This window comes from Rugosibacter aromaticivorans (assembly GCF_000934545.1).
Lineage (GTDB): Bacteria > Pseudomonadota > Gammaproteobacteria > Burkholderiales > Rhodocyclaceae > Rugosibacter > Rugosibacter aromaticivorans.
In genome coordinates this window covers 790,041-811,403 of sequence record NZ_CP010554.1, presented here as the reverse complement: position 1 = coordinate 811,403, position 21,363 = coordinate 790,041, and the positions used below count along the sequence as shown (strand labels likewise).

Genomic DNA, 21,363 nt, shown 5'->3' with positions numbered 1-21,363 from the left:
TCAAACCTTCGCCGCAGAAAACTGTTCGATCATGTTGTTGAACTCTGCTTCAATCTTCTTCGCAAAGTCAGACTCGATCTGATAAACCTCGGTGAACTCGGCAAAGGCCCAGCGGCCATAGGTGCCGAGATGATTGACGCCGGGCACCCAGTAGGTGTCCATGGTGGATTTCTTCTCGATGGCATCTTCGCGCCGGTAGCCCTTGATTTCGACAACCAGGTTGAGCAGGTCGCTATCGTCACCACTGCGGCCATGGCCGTCGTCCACGCGCACGATGAAGTCGGGGATGTACTTGCGCATTTCCGATCCGTAGCGGTAGGGCACTTCGAGGCCAAGGTTGTAGTTTTTCACATAGGCGCGCACTTTGGGATGCGATTCGGCCACACGGCAGAATTCCGCTTCCCAGTCGCTGTCGAGAATGATCCAGTTGATGTGGCTGGATTTGGCGCTGGTCTCCCAGCGGTCTGTCCGCGACGTGTTGAAGCGGACGTGCTTGGTCGAGCCGGTGGGGTTGTAGGCATCGAGCAGCGCCTTGACCGGGCGCTCGCCAAGAAACTGCCGGGTGATCGCGGCAGTGATCTTGTTGCAGGCCATGTCGGCCAGTTCCTGGTACATCAGCAGCGCGGGATAGGTGTCACCCTTGCAGACGAGGCAGGTATCCAGCCATTCTTTGGTGATGCGCTTGAGTTGGCCGAAGAGGTGCAGCTTGGGTTCTTCGCCGGGATCGCGCCATTTTGTGTACAGCAACCGCTGGGTGAGGTGGAAGACCAGCGTGGAGGGGCGGATGTCGCCCAGGTGCTTGAGACTCATGTCCACGCCTTCGCCGATGATGCCGGAGTTGCGGGTAATCGACGGGCCAACCAGGTCGGGGCTGAGCGTCAGGATGGATTCGTCGTTGAAGTCCGCCGTCAGCCGTTCTTCCGGCAATTCGATGCGATAACCCTCGACACGGGGAAAGCGGATTTCGAGCGCGTCGCGCTCCGGGCGCACGGCCTTGACCTGTACCGTTTCGCGCGGTGGTTGCGGCGGTGCGATGACCGGCTTGGCAGTGAAATCGAAGGGGATGCCGAAGACATCGGCATATTCGACATTGAACTGCCCTTCTTCATTCAACTCGTAAGACTGCCGACGCAGCGCGCGGCCGATGACTTGTTCGCACAGAAGCTGGGTGCCAAAGGCGCGGATGCCGAGCACGTGAGTGACAGTATTCGCATCCCAGCCTTCAGTGAGCATCGACACCGAAACGACGCAGCGGATCGAGCCGCCGAGCTGGCCAGGCTTGCCGACGGTGTTCATGACTTCGCGCAGCAGCTCCTGGTCGGTGATGTTGTCGCCGGCGCGCGCGTCGCCGGTGCGCTCGACGATCTCGCGGCGGAAGCGCTCGATTTCGTCAGCGGCCATGTCGTGAAACTTGTCGTCCAGCGCGTCGCCGGCTTCGAGTTGCTCGCTGTCGATGAGCAGCGTGTTCGGGCGCGGCAGCGGATTGCCCGTGGTTTCATCGAAATTGCGGAAGAGCGCGAATTGGCTATTTTGCAGCGTGGTGGTTCCATCGTCGTTCTTGCGGTGGAAGCCGGAGACAAAATCGTAAACCAGCTTGGAGATGGCGGTGTTCTGGCAAACGATGATGAAACAGGGCGGCACTTTGATGCCGTTGTCCTCCCAGAGCTTGAAGGTTTTCTCATAGTGGCCATAGAGCGCTTGCAATGCGGTTTGCAAACGCGTGGGGAGTTTGAGCGGGTCAAGGTCTTCACCTTGCCCGCGCCCCTTCTTGGGCATGTCTTTGCTGATGTTCTTCCAGAGGTCGCGGAATACCGGCAACTCTTCGCCAGGGATGTTTTCTGCCACAGGAACACGCGGCAGTTTGACAATTCCGCATTCGATGGCATCCATCAGCGAAAAGTCGCTCATCGTCCATGGGAACAGCGTACCTTCCGCGTAACCGGAGCCACTCAGGAAGAAGGGCGTTGCGGACAAGTCCATTACCCGACTCACGCCGAGCTTGCGGTTGACGGCTTCGAGGCCGGAAATCCACAGGCGCGCGGCTTCGTTGTTTTTCTCGGCTTCCTTCCTGTCGTCGCCTTTCAGGTCTTCATCGTCAGCATCTTTCGGTTTTTCGCGGTAACAGTGGTGTGCTTCGTCGTTGATGACGAGGATATTCTTCATGCCCATCAAATCCGGCATCACCCGCTGGAGCATCTGGCCTTCGGTTTCGAGCGTATGGGGTTCCTCGCCTGTGCGCCCCTTGAGCAATTGCCGCCCGCCTTTGGAGAGTTCGATGCGCTCGCGCATCTTGAAGGCGTGGTAGTTGGTGATGACGATTTTGGCCCGACTCATGTCGTCGAGCATGTCGCCCGGCAACAGTTCGCGGTCTTTGTAGTAGCTGTCCGGATCGTGGGGTTGCAGGACGCGCAGGCGATCCTTGATGGTCAGGCCGGGCGCGCAGATCAGAAAGCCGCGGGTGAAATGCTTGCTGGTCGGACGGCGTACGGCATTGATGGTCTGCCAGGCGATGAGCATGGCCATCACCGTGGTCTTGCCGGCGCCGGTGGCAAGTTTCAATGCCAGGCGCATCAGTTCAGGATTGGCATCCTTGTTCGCGGCAGCCATGTGATCGAGAACCTGTTTGCCGTGTTTGGATAGCGGCGCGACCTCGGTGAGCCAGATTGCGGTTTCCACCGCCTCCACCTGGCAGAAGAACGGACGAACCCCGCTGAACGTGTGGTGACGCCAGTGTTGCAACAGGCGCGCTGTTTCCGGCGTGACCTGCCACTGATTGGGATTGGGCAGGGAACGCCAGGAATCCACATGGCCGCGCACCTCATTGATGATCGACGTGGGATCGTATTGCTGTTCCTTGGTTGATAGCCCTGCGCCATCATCGAAAACGAATCCTTCCTGCCTGGTCGCACTCTTCCGTTTCTTGGGCTTGGGAATCGGTGTGATGAACTGCGCGCGACGTCTGGATTCTTCAATCTGCTGGGTTGGCTGTCCTGTATCGTCAAGTTCCCAATGCCGCGATGGGCGGTCGTATGGGGAGTTCAATATCGGGTGGTCAAAGAATGGGTTTGACATGTTCAAGACTCTCGCGCCGGTGTCTCGTTATTCCCGGATACCGGGCAAGTTCGTCATTTTCCATCAATTTCCCGCCGAAACAGAAATTTTATGCATTTTCGATGAAGATTTATCGTGGCGTATCACCAGCGCCGACTTTTCCCTACATTCCAGCAACTACCTAACGCTTACGTCTGTCCTTGCTTTCATACTGGCATTCGCAAACCTGTCAATCACAATCACGGCCGCCAAAGCTACGCGTAAAACCACCACCGCTTTCCCCCTCGCGGGCGGGAAAAATACAAATCAGGACAGAAAAAGATTCCATCGCCCCACGAATGTCGGGCGGAAAAGCCGAGAAAGGCGAGGCCAGATCAATCACGTTTTTGATGTAGGCAATCTGAGCCTGCTGATCGGCCGCGCGCAGCACACGATAGTTTTTCAGGGTGCCATCAGGCCTCAATACAATTTGCACCAATGCCTTGTGCGACCCTCGGCTACGCGGATCATTTTTAATAAACGCGGAACTCTGATTCAGTTTGCGAACGAATGCATCGAAATACATCTGCAAGCTAAAGGGCTCGACCGCCTTGCTATTCACGGAAGATTCCGCTTCGGCCGCCTCGTCTTGTTTCTGTAAGCGACGCCCTTCTGATTTTGCCATCGCCAGTGCTTGCCGAGATAAATCAAAACCGCTTTTTGGCGGCGGGGACTTCAGTTCATTCAGAAACTGATCCATCTCATCACGTTCAGCGGTAGTCCACGACCTGGCGGTCGTCAACTGTCGCGGCACGCTGAGTATTTTCGTTTGCCGCGGACGTCTGTCATGGCGTTTTGCCGTGTTGCGTGGCGCAGGCAACAGAGGCGGAAGCTTTGCCAACGGCGGGGGCTTTATCGGAGGCGCTAGCGTTGCCTCCATGCGTGCAGGGGGCGAGTCGGCCGCGTGCATCACCGATTGTGACGTTAACCCAGGGGACCCACTGTGCAAAGACAATACAATGACGTGCAACAGAACAGAGAGTAGCAGCGCAAGGTTGAACAGCTTTTGCGAGCGATAGTCACCCCACCTCATTGCACATTTCTAACACGCTCACACCGCACCAGTCTTATGGATTTTTACTCTGCTCGCCCACGCCAGTTTCGCTCATCTTTGGATTTCGCTTGAACACGACGGGCGCAACCCGTGCGCCACCAAAACTCTGCTTGACCATCCATTTTGCCAAAGCCGAATCCAGGTAGTCAGCGTGCCCCGGAAACCATTCTTCCAGCGCCGTCACAAGGCCACGACCAATCTTCAGTTTTTTTTCTGCGTCCATGGCTTGTATGCCATGCACTGACGCGAGTACTTTGCCATGCTCTTCAATATGACAATCAGCAGAAGGGAAGCTGGTTGATGTCATCCATTCGTCTTCTTCAGAAAAATGTTTCACGGCATGCTTTTCAAAAGCATCAAGACGTGCAGAAAAATCAGCATCAGACGCATGCTTCATCGCATCCACCAACAGCACAAATTCTTTGTGCGTTTCGTCCATCGGACCATACCCTAGCAAATAAGAATCCGACCACTCAAATTTATCGCTCATCGCTACTCCATCATTCATTTCGTTAACGCATAGACCCACAGAGAATCTCGCCTGATTGCCAATCATCGCCTAGCGCGTAATCAATCGGCGGATGCTACACAATGCACGTCAATCACGCAACGCGCAAAGAAAGGATTGCACCTCTCACGTGACCCAACATGACTCAACGCAACTCAGCCCGCATCACCTTCAGCATCATGCGCTTCACCGCCAAACGCCAAGCGCTTGATGCGAAAAAGTTCATCACGGGCGGCGGCGGCGGCTTCAAACTCCAGATTCTTGGCATGTGCCTGCATTGATTTTTCCAGCTTTTTAATGTGCTGTGCTAATTCTTTTTCGCTCATCATTTCATAGCGCGCCGCTTCTTGGACAGCTTGGCGCGTTTGAGCGGCCGTATCTGCATCATAAACCCCATCAATGATGTTCTTGATACGCTTATTCACTCCCTGCGGGATGACCCCATAAGCCGCGTTATGTGCTAACTGCGTGTTTCGACGGCGTTCGGTTTCAGTAATCGCACGTTGCATCGAATCCGTGATTCGATCCGCATACAAAATCGCTGTGCCATTGATATGCCGTGCCGCGCGGCCTATGGTTTGGATTAACGAACGGGTTGAGCGTAAAAACCCCTCTTTGTCAGCATCGAGTATCGCCACCAGGGAGACTTCCGGAATATCCAGCCCCTCGCGCAACAAATTGATGCCGATCAACACATCGAATACCCCCAGACGCAGATCGCGAATAATCTCGACACGCTCGACGGTATCAATATCCGAGTGCAGGTAACGCACCTTGATGCCATTGTCACTCAAATACTCAGTCAGTTGCTCAGACAGCCGCTTGGTCAAGGTGGTTACCAGCACTCGCTCACCAAGGGCAATGCGTTTTTTTGCCTCCGCTAACAAATCATCCACTTGCGTTGCGGCCGGACGAATTTCCAGAATCGGATCGACCAGCCCCGTGGGGCGCACTAACTGCTCAACCACCTGGCCTTGATGCGCCTCTTCATAGACCGATGGCGTCGCAGAAACAAACACCGTTTGCGGCATTAGTTTCTCGAACTCCTCGAACTTCAAAGGACGATTATCCATCGCTGAGGGCAGACGAAACCCATAGCTCACGAGGTTTTCTTTCCGCGCGCGGTCGCCTTTATACATGCTGCCCACTTGTGGGATGGCTATATGAGACTCATCCACAAACATGATCGCGTCGCTCGGCAAATAGTCATACAACGTCGGGGGTGGCTCGCCCGGCTGGCGGCCGGATAAATGGCGCGAGTAGTTTTCGATGCCCTTGCAAAAGCCGAGTTGATCCAGCATCTCCAGATCAAACCGCGTGCGCTGCTCAATCCGCTGCAACTCAACCAGCTTTTGCGCCTGGGTATAAAAATCCATCCGCTCACGCAATTCGTGCTTGATCGCCTCTACTGCCTTGAGCACCGTGGCACGGGGAGTGACGTAATGGCTCGAAGGAAACACGGTAAATCGACCTAACTTTTTCTTCGTTTGTCCTGTTAAAGGATCAAACAGGGCCAAGGTCTCAATTTCATCATCAAATAAAGTAATGCGTATCGCGTTCTCCGCATTTTCAGCCGGGAACACATCAATCACATCACCGCGCACACGATAAACACCACGCCGAAAATCAACCTCATTGCGCTCGTACTGCATTTCAGTCAGCCGACGAATGATCTCGCGCTGCGCCATTTTCTCGCCTTGGCGCAAATGCAGAATCATGCTGTGGTAATCCACCGGGTCGCCAATGCCGTAAATCGCCGACACCGTGCACACAATGACCACGTCGCGCCGCTCAAGCAAACTCTTGGTCGTCGACAAGCGCATTTGCTCAATATGCTCATTGATTGCCGAGTCTTTCTCGATGAACAAATCGCGCGAAGGCACATAGGCTTCGGGCTGATAGTAGTCATAATAAGAAACGAAATACTCCACCGCGTTTTCCGGAAAAAACTCGCGGAATTCGGAATACAACTGCGCTGCCAATGTTTTGTTGGGTGCCAGCACCAAAGCCGGCCGCCCTAGCCGTGCAATCACGTTTGCCATGGTGTAGGTCTTGCCAGAGCCCGTCACCCCAAGCAATGTTTGAAACGACAATCCGTCGTTAATCCCTTCAGCCAGCAAGCGAATCGCTTCGGGCTGATCGCCCGCTGGTGAAAATGGTTGATGGAGACGAAAAGGGCTGCCCTCAAACGTCACCACGTCTGCTTTTGGATCATTTGCGTACGTCACTACAACCCTCGTTTATCGGTTTTTTGATGCGTCAAGAGGCGCTCATACGAGCTGCAAGCCATTCAAAGATTAGGCTCAATCGGGTATTATTACGCGTTGCGCGCTTGATCGACTAATCAATCGAAAAATTGATCGATAAAACACCGTCTCACCAGCGCCGATTTTTACCTAACATCATCATTTTCTGGAATCTCATGACCTCAATTTTTTCGGCGGTTGAATTAGCCCCCCGCGACCCCATTCTTGGCCTGACCGAAGGCTTTAATGCCGACACCAACCCCAACAAAGTTAATTTAGGCGTGGGCGTTTATTACAACGATAACGGCAAGCTCCCCTTGCTCGAAGCAGTCAAAGCCGCTGAAAAAACGCGTCTGGAAGCCGCCCCAGCGCGCGGCTATCAGCCCATCGAAGGCCTGGGTGCCTTTAATACAAGCGTACAAAATCTCATTTTCGGCACAGACTCCCCGCTGATCAAAGAAGGCCGCGCCGTTACCATTGAAGCACTCGGTGGTACAGGCGCATTAAAAGTTGGTGCAGATTTTCTCAAGCGGCTCTACCCCAGCTCAAAAGTCTACATTAGCGACCCCAGCTGGGAAAACCACCGCGCCCTGTTTGAATCCGCCGGGTTTACCGTAGAAAACTACCCTTACTACGATGCCGCCACCCATAGCGTGAATTTTGCCGCCATGAAGGCCTACCTTGCCGCACTGGAAGCCAACGCCATCATCGTTCTGCACGCCTGCTGCCACAACCCAACAGGCGCTGACCTTACCGCTGAGCAATGGAAACAAGTGGTCGCCGTTATTCGCGAAAAAAATCTGATTGCTTTTATCGACATGGCCTACCAGGGCTTTGCTGACGGCATCACTGAAGATGCCGTTGCGCTGAACTTATTTGCTGCATCCGGCCTTCAATTTTTAGTTTCCAGCAGCTTTTCAAAATCCTTCTCACTCTACGGCGAACGGGTTGGCGCGCTAACGCTAGTCACAGAAAACAAGGAAGAATCCGCCCGCGTACTCTCGCAAGTCAAACGCGTTATCCGCACCAACTACTCCAACCCGCCGACCCACGGCGGCGCCATTGTTGCGGCCGTACTATCCAGCTCCGCGTTACGTCAGCAATGGGAAGCTGAACTCGCCACCATGCGCGAACGCATTCGTGCCATGCGCATTTCGCTCGTAGAAAAACTCAAGGAAAAAAACGTACCGCAGGACTTTTCTTTTGTGGTCAAACAACGCGGTATGTTTTCCTACACTGGGCTGACGGCCCAACAAGTTGAACAACTAAAAACCGAGTTCGCTATTTATGCTGTCAGCACCGGCCGCATCTGCCTGGCTGCACTCAACACCAAAAATATTGACTACGTAGCCACCGCCACCGCATCCGTCATCGGCAAAAAGTAAACACGCGAAAGGTATTGCAGGCGCTAGCTCCTGTGGCTATAATTCGCGCCTTCATATTCCTCGATAGCTCAGTCGGTAGAGCGCCGGACTGTTAATCCGTAGGTCCCTGGTTCGAGCCCAGGTCGAGGAGCCAGAATTGAAAAGCCCGCGTTACTGCGGGCTTTTTTTGTCCACGGAATTTTTTTATTCACCTTGGCCGCTTTACTAAAGCATTCTGCCCCGTTGATTGACCCTACCGACGATCTACCATGTTACCAGCGCCGACTTTTGGCATGCAGCATCTACGATGTCACGCCACGTCACGGCATCGTTAAAACACAATAGGACAATGCATGGATTCCAATCTATTGTTTTGCGGGAAATAAAAAGCGCGTGCCGACTTAACAGCACGCGCTTACATTTCAACCCAGCATCACGGTTACTTTTAAGAAAGTAACCACTTGCCAGCGTTTTCCTTATGGGCGGGACCCAGTAGGGAAAGGCCAAGCAGCTGCCGGATTAAGTGAAGACTTTAACCCTGGTGTTGCAGCAGTTGATGGCTTTGCAGCAGGTTTTGCAGCAGGCTTCTTAGCGACAACTTTCTTTGCAGCGGGCTTTTTGGCTACGGGGCTAGCTGCAGGTTTTTTTGCAGCCACTTTCTTGGCAACTGGCTTTTTAGCAGCAACTTTCTTCACTGCTGGCTTTTTAGCAGCCACCTTTTTAACGGCCTGCTTGTTAGCAGCAACTTTCTTCACTACCGGTTTTTTAGCAGCAACTTTCTTCACTGCTGGTTTTTTAGCAGCCACCTTTTTAACGGCCTGCTTGTTAGCGGCGACTTTCTTCACTACCGGTTTTTTAGCAGCAGCTTTCTTCACGACGGGCTTTTTAGCGGCGACTTTAGTCGCTGCTGGTTTTTTGGCAACTACTTTCTTAACTTCTGGCTTTTTAGCAGCAACTTTTTTCGCCGCTGGTTTTTTGGCAGCGGGCTTCTTCGCTGCCGGTGCCGTGGCTATTTTCTTCTTTACAACCATGGTGAGTCTCCTTAACAAGTTTTAACAGGGAAGAGCCGCTTCTTTATTTAATACAACCCAATTGGGTTGATGTGAATTATCCATGCCTTTAATGCAATTGAAAACAATGAATTCCGCCCGTTTATCCGTCTATCAATTTGTTTTAGTTTACGCACTGGCACCGAAGAATTAATTCTTTTGGCATAAATAACACCTGCTAAGTGTTATTTGAAAAACATAAATCGCACTGATAAATCTCGAAAAGGAGTGGATTCTTATCCGGGGTAGACGGCTGGACAAATTACACTATCCCAGTCAAACAGTGGTCCCGGGTCTGTTTTACGCCCGGGAGCTATCTCACTATGGGCAACAACGGCTTGTATAGGGTGGCGAGCCAACAGATCAGCTAATACCGCATTGAGCGTTGCATATTGCGCTTTTTCAAAAGATAACTCATCGCAACCCTCAAGCTCAATCCCGATTGAAAAATCATTACATCGCTCACGACCTGCCCATTCGGAAACCCCAGCATGCCACGCGCGTTTCCATAGGGATACAAATTGAATTAACTCGCCATTACGCCGTATTAGCAAATGTGCCGAAACTCGTAGGTTGGATATTTCGCGATAATAAGGATGGTCTTCCGGATTTAGCTGGTTAGTAAACAAATCAATAATGCCCTGCCCGCCAAACATTCCTGGTGGCAAACTGATGGCATGGACTACAACTAGACAAATATCGTTTTCTACAGGGCGCTCGTCAAAATTCGGCGAAAGAATACGCCGGGCTTCGGGTAACCACCCCTCGTCTTGTTCAGAACTAAATAGCGAGCTCATTCGTTCATGCCCAGACGAGCCATACGATAGCGTAGGGAACGGAAAGTGACCCCTAGCAAACGGGCAGCTGCAGTACGATTGTTATTTGCTTCTTGAAGCGCATCCAAAATCATTTGGCGCTCAACCTGATCCAGCTTGTCCTGCAACGTTGTTGCTGTCGATTCATTTTCAGGGCGAGATGACCGTAGGCTGAGATCAGCCGCTTCGATATAGCTGCCATCCATCAACGCCAACGCCCTCTCGAGGATGTTTTCGAGCTCACGCACATTCCCGGGGAAGGGATGAGTCCGTAACTCCTTTAAAGCAGCAAGAGAAAGCAATGGCGGCCTTATACCAGCTGCATGGGCTAGCCGGTCAAGAATATGTGTTGCCAGCAACGGAATATCTTCATGACACTCACGGAGTGCGGGCATACGTAATTCAATCACATTCAACCGGTAAAAAAGATCCTGACGAAAACGCCCTTCATTAACCAGTGCTTTGATGTCCTGATGGGTCGCACAGATCACACGCACGTCGACATCCTCTTCGGTTGTCGCGCCGACTTTGCGCACCCGCTTTTCCTGAATCACGCGCAACAGCTTTACTTGCATCGCTAAAGATAAGTCTGCCACTTCGTCGAGAAACAATGTTCCCCCATTGGCTGCCTGAAAAAAACCATCGCGATCTTCATTGGCCCCTGTAAATGCCCCCCTGCGATAACCGAAGAACTCACTCTCCATCAAGTTTTCGGGAATAGCACCGCAATTTACCGGCACAAACGCACGATCACGACGCGCACCTAGCTGATGGATTAATTGCGCGGCCAATTCTTTTCCGCTCCCAGATTCACCCGTGATATGGACGGGGGCCTGACTGCGTGCGACGCGCTCAATGAGGGCACGCACCTGTTGCATCGCGGGCGAATCGCCGAGAAGCCTGGCCTCAGCGTTTGCACCAGAAACCGACTCTGTTCCTGACAACTCTAATGCCAGCTTGACCAAGCCTCTTAGCTGATCAAGTGACACTGGCTTCGTGACGTAATCAAAAGCACCTTCCTTCAGTGCTGCAACCGCATTTTCGGTGCTGCCATACGCCGTCATCACAGCCACCGGCAAGTCGGCCATAACCTCATTAACATGGCGCACGAGATCTAGCCCTGTACCATCGGGCAACCGCATATCAGTCAAACAAAGTTGATAACGATGGCTTGCCAGCATGGTGCGGGCTTCTACCAATGATCCCGCGCAATCAACCTCAAGCCCCATGCGCACGAGCGTTAGATCAATTAGCTCACGAATATCTGCCTCGTCATCCACGATCAAAATGCGATTAGCTTCTCCGCGCCGACGCCGCTGGATTTTCAAAGACATAGCGCTCCCTCAACCGTGATTCGAAAATGTGCACCAGGACTATTTGGCAATAATTTGGGCAACAACTCCAGGCGCGCCTTATTCGCCTCGCACAGCTCTCGTGCAATATAGAGTCCAAGACCCGTTCCGGCACCGTGCGTCGTAAAAAAAGGTTCAAATACTTGTGCGCGTAAAGATTCTTCAATTCCACTACCATCATCACTGATGTGCAATTCAATGCAATTCGCCATGACTACCTTTGCTTGGACTCGAACCGCACCTTCGGTGTCACTGGCATGCCGCAATGCATTCACCAGAAGATTCCATAGCACGCGATGCAGATGTCCGCGATCAAACCACACCTTCAGGCCACGAGCGTCTGTCACTCGAATACGACTTGCTGCCGAGGCGTCATGCAAGAACATTTCTTCCATAAAACCCTCTATAAATCTCTGCCAATCAATCGTTTCAGGTGCTGCCTGGTCGCGACGACCAAGCTCCAGCACTTCGGTAACCAAGCGATTAAGGCGCAGGGTATTGTCGTGAACAATGCGGGCAAGTCGTTGTTGAAAAGGATTCGCGTTGTCCTCTGCCAGGAGCTCTGCCGCATGACTGATCGCCGCCAGTGGATTGCGAATTTCATGCGCCATATTTGCCGTCAACCGACCAAGCGCTGCAAGTTTTAGCTGTTGCGACTGAAAGTGAACCTGCGCCATGTCTTCCAGATAAAGTAAAGAATCTCCCAGCATGCTCGAAGGGGGTAAATAGCGTGTCCGCAACTGGCGATTTGTTTCCCGGAAAAAAAAGATCTCGGTCGTTTCAACGTGATGCGCTTGCCAAATCAAAAACCGTTCCGCCAGTGATCCTCTCAGAGGTTGCTGGCCATCCTGCAGCGGCATGTCCAGTAAGGCTCTGGCTTGTGGATTGCTCATATGCACCTGCCCCTCGCTATTAACTACCAGCACGCCACCTTCCATATCGCGAATAATTTGTTTGCTTATTTTTAACTGAGCATCGAGTTGTTGCCCTCGCTCAAGAGCCAAGAGTTCGTTGGCCACTACGCGTTTTGCCAGCATTCGGGCTGCAATTGCGGCTGCAAAAAAAACCAGACAAATAATGCCGGCACTGAAAAAATCGGCGGGCTCGCTATCTATCACCAGTGCCCACCAACTTTCTTCGAGCAAGACGGCAACCGAAGCCAGCGCCGCATAAAACAAAACCATGCGTCCCTGACCGACCAGTCCAGCCCCCGAAACCACAACCAGCAACAACGTCGCGACCCCGCTTTTTTGACCGCCACTAGCAAACATCATAAGCGTCAAGGCAAGGATATCGGTTGCAACATGGATTGTCAGCTGCACATCAAAGTGATGTGGATGTCGTAACTGTGTCGCCAAAAAAACCACCGAAAGCACTAAGTAGATGCTGGCAACGTTGCGGAATAAATGGGCATTCTGAGCACCCAGGCTCACAGCGTCACCAAATACCACTACCGCACCCAGAAAAAACAGTGCGACGCTCGATCGGTAGATAGAAAAAAATAACAAAGAGCGCCAGAAAGAGACGGGCGTTTGATTAATCTCCGTAGCCAGGTTGCGCCTTATCATTTGCTCGCCCCCCGCAAGCGATGGGCTTCGCAGCAATAAACCGCATGATTATCGACGAGAGCCTCGGATTGCGGGATGTAAATTCCGCAGTGAGCGCACGGAATCATCCCTTCCGGCGACCGAACATTGGGTGGCGGCCGTCGTCTCTTCCCGGCAAAACGAAGATAGAGGAAAACGACGAACGCTATAAAAAGAAGGAGTTTTGCCACAAAATCACCCGCCTATGTGTGAAGGTGATGGTCGGGGTGAGAGGATTCGAACCTCCGACTCCTGCGTCCCGAACGCAGTACTCTACCAGGCTGAGCTACACCCCGACGGTGAGTGGATACTAATGAACGATGCTGCGGGAAAATGGCCGAAAAAACAGTGAGGCCCAGCATCGTTTCTGACATTCAGCCGTTAAAAATCTCTCTGTACGGCAAAGTCGGCGAATTGTATCAGCGTTTGCCTGAATATTGAATCTGGCAATAGCGCTAGCGAAGCCTTCGCCGCTTCCGCTTCTGCTATTCCGTGCTGTCGAGCGGCCGCCAAAGCACCACTGGAACGCACCGCAACGAGAACCTCTGGAAACTTGTCTCTGTCTGCAGTTTCAATGGCCGTGCGCACCAGTACAGCCTGCGCTGTTGTGCCATTTAGCATGGCGTGAATTAGAGGTAAGGTGGTTTTCCCTTCCGCCAGATCGTCGCCCAAATGCTTCCCGGTTTCAGCCTCATTGCCGGAATAATCAAGCACGTCGTCAATCAGTTGGAATGCCGTACCAATATGCATGCCATAAGCAGCTAACGCTTCTTCCAGTGCGGGTCCGACATGACTAATGATTGCCCCCAAACGCGCCGCCGCCTCAAACAACTTGGCCGTCTTGTAATGAATCACTTGCAGATAGTCGGTTACGGAAAGATCCGCGTTGCCACAGTTCATCAGTTGCAGCACTTCGCCCTCTGCAACGATGTTAGTCGCACTCGCGAGAACTTTCATAACACGCATATCGCCCACATCAACCATCATCTGAAAAGAACGCGTGAAAAGAAAGTCTCCCACCAGCACGCTGGCGGCACTGCCAAAAACAGCATTGGCGGTATCGCGGCCACGTCGCAGTGAGGACTCATCAACTACATCGTCATGCAGCAGGGTAGCAGTATGGATGAACTCGACCACGGCAGCGAGTTCGTGATGCATCGTGCCAGAATAACCACAAGCGCGCGCTGCTAACAACACCAGTGCAGGCCGCATACGCTTGCCACCCGCCGAGATAATGTACTCGGCGACTTGCCGTATCAATACAACATCGGAGTGCAAACGACTGCGGATAACGTGATCGACGGCATGCATATCCGCATCAATCGGGGCGTACAAAGTAGAAAAATTCACGGCAAGGCTATCGGATAAATGTGTCATGTTAGGCAGCACAGAGGAAGACGTCAACGAGCATGCGGCAATCAAGCCGTCTGATGACGCCATAAGCTACGCCATATCAGTGCCGAAATAAGCGTGGAGTCAACCAGGAATAGTGCTGCTCCCTCTCAATTTGAGTATTGCCAAGTCCATTTCTTCACTAGCCTCCGTGCTTGAGAAGATTTTTTATCAAAGGCCACTGCCTACGGCTGACGGGGATGTGCTCATTGATGCCAGACAGCATCACCTGCCAGAAGTCATCCTTTTCGCCCTCGGCGCTGGCACGTTGCATACCAATCACCGCCCCCGGCGCGATCAGACAATTTCGATGGACGCGCAAGAAGCGCTCGGCAAACTCAGCCTCAAGCTTCACCAGTGACTCCTCAAGCAGATACTCGCGTTCCGCCGTGCGCGCTATGACGTATTTCTGCTCGGCTTTCAGGTAGAGAATATCTGTTACGGGCACAAGCAAAACGCGACCGCGCTCAAAACAAGACAGATGTTGCCGTGTTGCCAGCGCCGACTTTTCAAGACGTTCAACCTCATCCGGATGACGCTTTGCCTTCTGCAAAGCTACAGCAAGGCGCGCCGCGCGTACCGGCTTGACAAGGTAATCCAGTACGGCCAACTCAAAAGCGCTAACGGCATATTGATCATACGCAGTGACAAAGATCACAGCTGGCGCTGCGGGCCAGCGAGCGAGATGCCGTGCAAACTCGACGCCATCCATCCCGGGCATGCGTATATCGACCAAGGCAATATCGCATGGATGCGCTTGTATTAACGCTAACGCACTGTGGCCGTCATGAGCCTCAGCGACTATCGTGGTGGGAACCTCCTCCGCAATATCGCTCAACAAATTTCGCAAACGAGTACGCGCCGGCGCTTCATCATCGACCAGAAAAAGACGTAACGGCTCACTCATGATGCAACGTGCCGCCGGTAGGGAAATTCAATCAATACGTGAAAACGACCTTCATGGATTCCCGTCGTCATCACAGCTTCGAGTTGAAAAAAAAGCAATAGACGCTCGCGAATATTGGCCAGTGCCATTTGATTACCTTGAGCGTGACGATTGTCCGTAGCTAAGTTGTTTGAAAGCTCAAGTCGCACTCGGTTGTTTACCTGCTCGCATCGAATCAAAATATCTCCAGGTTGGGTGGATGGTTCAATGCCATGGTACACCGCGTTTTCCAGTAAGGGCTGAAGCATGAGTGGCGGCACCAGTGGGTCGGGCGGACAAGAGGCCATATCCCACTGCACCTGAATGCGGTCCCCCAATCGGAGGCGCTCGAGATTGAGATACTGCCGCGCTACCGCTATCTCCTCTGATAAAGGCACCAATGTTCTGTTTTCGCGCATCAACACCCGAAACAAATCAGAGAGCTCCTCTAAAGCGCTTTCAGCACGCTTTGGTTCTGAGCGCATCACACCAAGAACAGCATTCAATGTATTGAATAAGAAGTGGGGACGAATGCGCACAGTCAGCGCCATCAATCGCGCCTCGGCCAAGGCCGGCGATTGCGCACGAACCACCAGATCGAACCAGACAAGTAGCAAATAAGTAACCACGACTGACCACATCGCCGTTCGCCCCAGCCCGATCTGCGTCCACTGCATGGCAACAAAAAAACCATGTACAGCAGCCGTCACCAATAAGCTCAGTAACAGAAACATTGCCCATCCAGTACGCCGAGGCAAAGGCGTAATCCAGTCTGAAATCAGGGAAAAAACCACAAGATTCACTAGCAGCACTGGTTCGAGCAAAGCCGCAATCTCGATGAACTCTATGAACAGGTGCGCCCAGTCGCGATTCGCAGCCAGAACACTCAACACCATGACCAAATTCACCACGAGCAATGTGCGTAGCCACAAAGCTCCCTGGCGGAAGTCTGGCAGGCCCGATGTCACAAGGTTTCCCGTTATACTTGGCATGGATTCCGCATGTACTCCGCATGTACTCCAATGGATTTTTAACTTTAAATTTCAGTTGCACACAGCGCACTTTTTGCGCACTGCATTGCACAACATGGCCTCACGCTGATTATGACAGAACCTACACAACCCGTTTCCGACAAAGCCTGGTCTGGCCGTTTCTCCGAGCCTGTCTCTGATCTGGTCAAACGTTATACTGCCTCAGTTTTCTTCGATCGCCGGATGTGGCGTCAGGATATTCACGGCTCGCTAGCGCATGCCCGGATGTTATCGCAGCAAGGCATCATCACAACCGACGATCTGGCTGCCATAGAGCGTGGCATGGCTTTGATCTGCCAGGAAATCGATAGCGGTCAGTTTCACTGGAATCTTGACGATGAAGATGTTCATCTCAACATCGAAAAACGCCTCACCGCACTCATCGGCGATGCAGGCAAGCGTCTGCACACCGGCCGCTCACGGAATGATCAGGTAGCCACCGATATTCGCCTTTGGCTACGCGATGCGATTGATGATATTGATGGCTTGCTGCGCGAGCTGCAAAAGGCACTGCTCACGCTAGCCGAATCGCATAGCGATACCCCGCTGCCTGGCTTTACCCACTTGCAAGTCGCACAACCGGTGACCTTTGGTCACCACTTACTGGCGTATTTCGAAATGTTCCAACGCGACCGCGAGCGCTTCACTGATTGCCGTCGCCGCGTTAATCGTCTGCCGCTAGGCGCCGCAGCACTCGCAGGAACCACCTTCCCCATTGATCGTGAAACTGTTGCCCGCGAACTGGGGTTTGAGACGATTTGTGAGAACTCCCTGGATGCTGTATCTGATCGCGACTTTGCGATCGAATTCTGCGCTGCCGCCGCACTTGCGATGACCCATATTTCTCGACTCTCAGAAGAGCTCGTGCTATGGATGAGCCCGCGATTAGGCTTTATCGATCTGCCGGATCGTTTTTGCACCGGCTCTTCCATCATGCCGCAGAAAAAAAACCCGGATGTGCCCGAGCTTGCACGAGGGAAAACAGGTCGCGTCTACGGCCATCTCATGGCGCTACTCACGCTGATGAAAGCGCAACCACTGGCATACAACAAAGACAACCAGGAAGACAAAGAGCCGCTCTTCGACACAGCCGACACCCTCGTCGACACCCTGCGCATTTTCGCTGAAATGGTACCCGGCATTCGCGTCAAATCTGAAGCCATGGCGGCGGCACTTCGCCAAGGCTATGCAACGGCAACCGACCTGGCCGATTACCTGGTGAAGAAGGGGCTCCCCTTTCGTGATGCCCATGAAGTGGTTGCTCGTGCCGTGCGAACCTGTGAAAGTCGTGGTTGTGATCTGGCAGCACTTGGTTTAGATGAATTACGTACTTTTTCACCCCTCGTGGATGCCGACGTGTTTGATGTCTTAACCATTGCCGGCTCGCTCGCTGCACGCGATCATCGTGGCGGTACGGCCCCCGCACAAGTGCGCGCCGCCATTCTCCGCGCGCATGCCCGACTTTGAGACAATGAAACAGCCTGAGCGCATTGGCAAGTACGAGATACGCGGCAAGTTGGGCGAAGGTACGACCTCTATTGTTTATTTGGGCTACGATGCTTTCAGCTCGCGCGATGTAGCCATCAAGCTGATTTCCCCCGATGTATTGCGCGATAAAGAACGAGGGCAGCAGTATCGGCGATTGCTTCTGACCGAAGCTTCCTTAGCCGGCCGGCTCCAGCACCCACATATTGTGCAGATTTTTGATGCGGTACTCGATGAAGAGCAGAGCTACATCGTCATGGAATACGTACCCGGCAGCACATTAGAGGTATTTTGCAAACCCGGCGATTTGTTGCCCATTGATCGCGTGGTAGAAATTATCTTCAAATGCACACGTGCACTCAACTACGCCTATCGCGCCGGCATTACCCATCGCGACATTAAACCGGCCAATATCCTGCTTGCCCAGAAAAATGGGGGCGACTCTGAAGCTGCATCTGCTGCTACATCCACTGGCGACATCAAAATTTCTGACTTTGGTGCCGCGCTGATCAGTGGTGGCGAGCAAACACAGGTTTCCGGGGTAGGTTCACCGGCTTACATGTCGCCACAGCAACTGCGCGATCAACCATTAACCCAGCAGACTGATATTTATTCTCTGGGCGTCGTGATGTACCAATTGCTGACAGGAAGGCTCCCGTTTGAGGCTTCTTCTCACTTCGGCATGATCTACCAGATATGCAATACCGAACCACCCCCGCCCTCCATGTTTCGCGCGGATATCCCACCAGGCCTTGAAGCGGTTATCAAGCGTGCCATGCAAAAAGAGTTGGCAACGCGCTATCAAACATGGGAGGAGTTTTCCCATGACCTTGCACAATCATTCCGCAATACACAGCTGTCAGCGGAACATTCTTCCTTTCCCGACAGCGAAAAATTTGAAACACTTCGCACCCTGCCGTTCTTTGCTGAATTCTCAGATGTTGAGCTTTGGGAAGTCGTACGCTTTTCACGCTGGAGGGAGATTGCGCCACGCACTGTCATCATGAAAGATGGCGAACCCGGCGATTTTTTTGCTTTTTTGCTGGAAGGCGAACTGAGTGTAGAAAAAAATAAACGGCACCTGGTCACACTGCATACCGGTGAATGCTTTGGCGAAATGGCGATCATTCAAAAAGGACGCCATGAGCGCGGTGCCGACGTTGTCGCAACAACGACTGCGCGGGTGGTTACTATCCCGTCACAGGCATTACAGCACAGTTCGAACGCCTGTCGAATGCACTGCTACCAAGGTTTTCTTGATGTCATTGCCGGCCGCCTAGCCGATGCAAACCAACGGCTTGCATCGCTCTAGCGGGCCTCAAAGCATCCCAGGCTTTAATCAGTGGGCACTGGCTAAAAGATCAATACATTTCTGCAGATCACCCGCCTCGTACATTTCCGTCATGATGTCGCTTCCACCCATGAATTCACCTGCGATGTATAGCTGGGGAACCGTCGGCCAATTCGCGTAATCTTTAACGCCTTGACGTATCTCTGGATCGGCTAACACATCCACCGTGACCATATTTTTCACGCCACACGCGTTAAGAATTTGTATCGCACGCGAAGAAAAACCACACTGCGGAAACTGCGGCGTACCTTTCATGAACAACACGATGGGACTACTGGTCACAAGCGCGTGAATTTTTTTCCGGGTATCCATGGCACACTCCAAAATAGCTGAGTAAAAAGATCAGGTATTCTAGCGGTCTGGCCTTATCGGCGTCAAGCGCTTATAGCGTGCACATGGCGACGATACTAATCGGCTTTACTCAAAAAGTCTGCGCTGGTGATACGGCAATAATATTCAATTACCGGCTTAATTTGCAGCATTTGTATCGATCAGAATTATTTTGTAAGGCATCGCTGAATTTTGCGTCTACTCAGTGAGTCTGGTGATTATTTGACGGAGAAAACTCTGATGCGCATTCTGCAAAAAAACCATATCGTGCCTTCTGAAATTACCTCGCACGCGCTTTACACACGTCGCCGCGAATTTTTACGACTCTCTGCTGGGATAGCCATTGCCGGATTTCTTCCGGAAGCCCAAGCCAGGCTTGGTCCCGGCAAAGCCAGTGTTTTTTCAACGACTGAGGCGCCCACGTCGCTAAAAAATGTCACTAGCTACAACAATTTTTACGAGTTTGGGACTAACAAAGAAGACCCGGCAGAGTATGCGCACACCCTGCGTGTCAAGCCTTGGACCGTCTCGATTGAAGGCTTGGTAAAAAAACCAAAAACGATGGGCATGGAAGAGATTCTTAAACTCGCTCCGCTGGAAGAACGGATCTATCGCCTGCGTTGCGTTGAAGGATGGAGCATGGTGATCCCTTGGCTCGGCTTTCCGTTAGTGAGTTTACTGAAACAAGTCGAGCCCTTGGGCAGCGCAAAATATGTTGAGTTCATCACGGCAGTGCAGCCCGATACCATGCCTGGCATACGCCGTGGCGTTCTGGATTGGCCTTATACCGAAGGCTTGCGTCTGGATGAAGCCCTTCACCCATTGACCATCATGGCGGCAGGACTGTATGGGGACGTCTTGCCAAACCAGAATGGTGCCCCATTGCGACTTGTGGTTCCTTGGAAATATGGCTTCAAAAGCGGTAAGTCGATTGTCAAGATTCGCCTCACCGATAGCCAGCCGCGCACAACCTGGATGAAATCCGCCCCCAGTGAATATGGCTTTTATTCAAACGTTAATCCCACTGTAGACCATCCGCGATGGAGTCAGGCAACTGAACGCCGCATTGGTGAGTTTTTCAAACGAAAAACCTTGCCCTTTAATGGGTATGCAGATCAAGTCGCGCAGCTGTACACCGGATTGGATTTGAGGAAATACTTTTGAGGCCGCATGGGTTGAAGCTGAATGGGTTGAAGTTGTTTGTCTTTACTGCCAGCTTGGCACCGCTAGGTTGGTATGCGTGGGGAATTCAAACAGACAATCTCGGCGCAAATCCGATTGAAGCGGTCACTCGCGGACTGGGCACTTGGGCGCTAAATTTTTTGCTGATTACACTAGCAGCCACACCACTACGACACTATGCCGGCTGGACATGGCCACTTATCGTTCGGCGCATGCTGGGCCTGTTTGCTTTTTTCTATGCCAGCCTGCACCTGACAACCTATCTTTGGTTTGACCAGTTTTTTGACTGGCTAGCCATTGGCAAAGATATATTTAAACGCCCATTCATCACAGTAGGAATGACAACGTTTCTCCTGCTAATACCTTTGGCCGCAACATCCAATGCGCGAGCAATACGCAAACTTGGCGGGCGCCGGTGGCAACAACTGCACCGCATGGTTTACCTCTGCGGCGCTCTTGCCGTGCTGCACTACACTTGGATGGTCAAAGCGGATATCAGAAAACCGCTAATTTACTGGGTCATACTCACTGCGCTCCTCAGCACCCGCATGGTGTGGCAAATACGAAAAGCACAATGCCAGCAATTCAGAAAATAGAAATCAC

At 52.5% G+C, this 21,363-nt stretch carries 18 protein-coding genes and 2 tRNA genes; 6 read left to right on the top strand and 14 right to left on the bottom strand.

Annotated features, from left to right (window positions below):
• The 4 genes from PG1C_RS04200 to uvrB all read right to left on the bottom strand — a co-directional run bounded on the left by PG1C_RS04200 (position 1) and on the right by uvrB (position 6,880).
• Entirely contained in the window at positions 1-3,072 is a 3,072-nt protein-coding gene (locus PG1C_RS04200) for a BPTD_3080 family restriction endonuclease (protein ID WP_202636151.1), read from the bottom strand.
• 208 nt (positions 3,073-3,280) lie between these two features.
• Positions 3,281-4,123, bottom strand: a complete 843-nt coding sequence (locus tag PG1C_RS04195; protein ID WP_202636150.1) for a hypothetical protein — start codon at positions 4,121-4,123, stop codon at positions 3,281-3,283.
• Between the two features lie 34 nt (positions 4,124-4,157).
• Positions 4,158-4,634: a hemerythrin domain-containing protein gene (locus PG1C_RS04190; RefSeq protein ID WP_202636149.1), complete on the bottom strand. Its 477-nt coding sequence runs from the start codon at positions 4,632-4,634 to the stop codon at positions 4,158-4,160.
• Between the two features lie 173 nt (positions 4,635-4,807).
• A complete protein-coding gene (gene uvrB / locus PG1C_RS04185; RefSeq protein WP_269464910.1) occupies positions 4,808-6,880 on the bottom strand; it encodes an excinuclease ABC subunit UvrB in 2,073 nt (690 codons plus the stop codon).
• Positions 6,881-7,074: 194 nt separating this feature from the next.
• Between uvrB and PG1C_RS04180 the strand changes: the two genes are divergently transcribed.
• A complete protein-coding gene (locus PG1C_RS04180; protein ID WP_202636148.1) occupies positions 7,075-8,283 on the top strand; it encodes an amino acid aminotransferase in 1,209 nt (402 codons plus the stop codon).
• A 57-nt stretch (positions 8,284-8,340) separates the two neighbouring features.
• Positions 8,341-8,416: transfer RNA gene (locus PG1C_RS04175), tRNA-Asn, on the top strand.
• 322 nt (positions 8,417-8,738) lie between these two features.
• Here PG1C_RS04175 and PG1C_RS04170 read toward each other — a convergent pair.
• The 9 genes from PG1C_RS04170 to PG1C_RS04135 form a co-directional block, all read right to left on the bottom strand.
• Positions 8,739-9,293, bottom strand: coding sequence for a histone H1-like DNA-binding protein (locus PG1C_RS04170; protein ID WP_202636147.1), 555 nt, complete (start codon positions 9,291-9,293; stop codon positions 8,739-8,741).
• A 254-nt stretch (positions 9,294-9,547) separates the two neighbouring features.
• Entirely contained in the window at positions 9,548-10,108 is a 561-nt protein-coding gene (gene ampD, locus PG1C_RS04165; RefSeq protein ID WP_202636146.1) for a 1,6-anhydro-N-acetylmuramyl-L-alanine amidase AmpD, read from the bottom strand.
• Positions 10,105-11,460 carry a sigma-54-dependent transcriptional regulator gene (locus PG1C_RS04160; protein ID WP_202636145.1) on the bottom strand — a complete coding sequence of 452 codons (1,356 nt, stop codon included), beginning with the start codon at positions 11,458-11,460 and terminating at the stop codon, positions 10,105-10,107. Before PG1C_RS04160 ends, ampD begins: the two co-directional genes overlap by 4 nt.
• Positions 11,451-13,046, bottom strand: coding sequence for a sensor histidine kinase (locus PG1C_RS04155; protein WP_202636144.1), 1,596 nt, complete (start codon positions 13,044-13,046; stop codon positions 11,451-11,453). The genes PG1C_RS04160 and PG1C_RS04155 overlap by 10 nt, the downstream gene beginning before the upstream one ends.
• Positions 13,043-13,255, bottom strand: a complete 213-nt coding sequence (locus PG1C_RS14970) for a PP0621 family protein (protein ID WP_414629200.1) — start codon at positions 13,253-13,255, stop codon at positions 13,043-13,045. Before PG1C_RS14970 ends, PG1C_RS04155 begins: the two co-directional genes overlap by 4 nt.
• 28 nt (positions 13,256-13,283) lie before the next feature.
• A tRNA-Pro gene (locus PG1C_RS04150) sits at positions 13,284-13,360 on the bottom strand.
• A gap of 85 nt (positions 13,361-13,445) precedes the next feature.
• A complete protein-coding gene (locus tag PG1C_RS04145) occupies positions 13,446-14,375 on the bottom strand; it encodes a polyprenyl synthetase family protein (RefSeq protein WP_284431807.1) in 930 nt (309 codons plus the stop codon).
• Positions 14,376-14,598: 223 nt separating this feature from the next.
• Positions 14,599-15,363, bottom strand: a complete 765-nt coding sequence (locus tag PG1C_RS04140) for a LytR/AlgR family response regulator transcription factor (RefSeq protein WP_202636143.1) — start codon at positions 15,361-15,363, stop codon at positions 14,599-14,601.
• A complete protein-coding gene (locus tag PG1C_RS04135; RefSeq protein ID WP_202636142.1) occupies positions 15,360-16,373 on the bottom strand; it encodes a sensor histidine kinase in 1,014 nt (337 codons plus the stop codon). The genes PG1C_RS04140 and PG1C_RS04135 overlap by 4 nt, the downstream gene beginning before the upstream one ends.
• Before the next feature lie 111 nt (positions 16,374-16,484).
• Between PG1C_RS04135 and argH the strand changes: the two genes are divergently transcribed.
• A complete protein-coding gene (gene argH / locus PG1C_RS04130; RefSeq protein WP_202636141.1) occupies positions 16,485-17,879 on the top strand; it encodes an argininosuccinate lyase in 1,395 nt (464 codons plus the stop codon).
• 4 nt (positions 17,880-17,883) lie between these two features.
• Positions 17,884-19,209 (top strand): serine/threonine-protein kinase, encoded by a 1,326-nt coding sequence (locus tag PG1C_RS04125; protein WP_202636140.1) that lies wholly within the window; start codon positions 17,884-17,886, stop codon positions 19,207-19,209.
• Between the two features lie 27 nt (positions 19,210-19,236).
• On the opposite strand, the gene grxD is transcribed toward PG1C_RS04125, so the two are convergent.
• A complete protein-coding gene (grxD, locus tag PG1C_RS04120; protein ID WP_202636139.1) occupies positions 19,237-19,560 on the bottom strand; it encodes a Grx4 family monothiol glutaredoxin in 324 nt (107 codons plus the stop codon).
• Positions 19,561-19,818: 258 nt separating this feature from the next.
• On the opposite strand from grxD, the gene msrP reads away from it, so the two are divergent.
• Positions 19,819-20,742 carry a protein-methionine-sulfoxide reductase catalytic subunit MsrP gene (gene msrP, locus PG1C_RS04115; protein WP_202636138.1) on the top strand — a complete coding sequence of 308 codons (924 nt, stop codon included), beginning with the start codon at positions 19,819-19,821 and terminating at the stop codon, positions 20,740-20,742.
• Entirely contained in the window at positions 20,739-21,356 is a 618-nt protein-coding gene (locus PG1C_RS04110) for a protein-methionine-sulfoxide reductase heme-binding subunit MsrQ (RefSeq protein WP_237218288.1), read from the top strand. Before msrP ends, PG1C_RS04110 begins: the two co-directional genes overlap by 4 nt.
• Positions 21,357-21,363 lie beyond the last annotated feature (7 nt).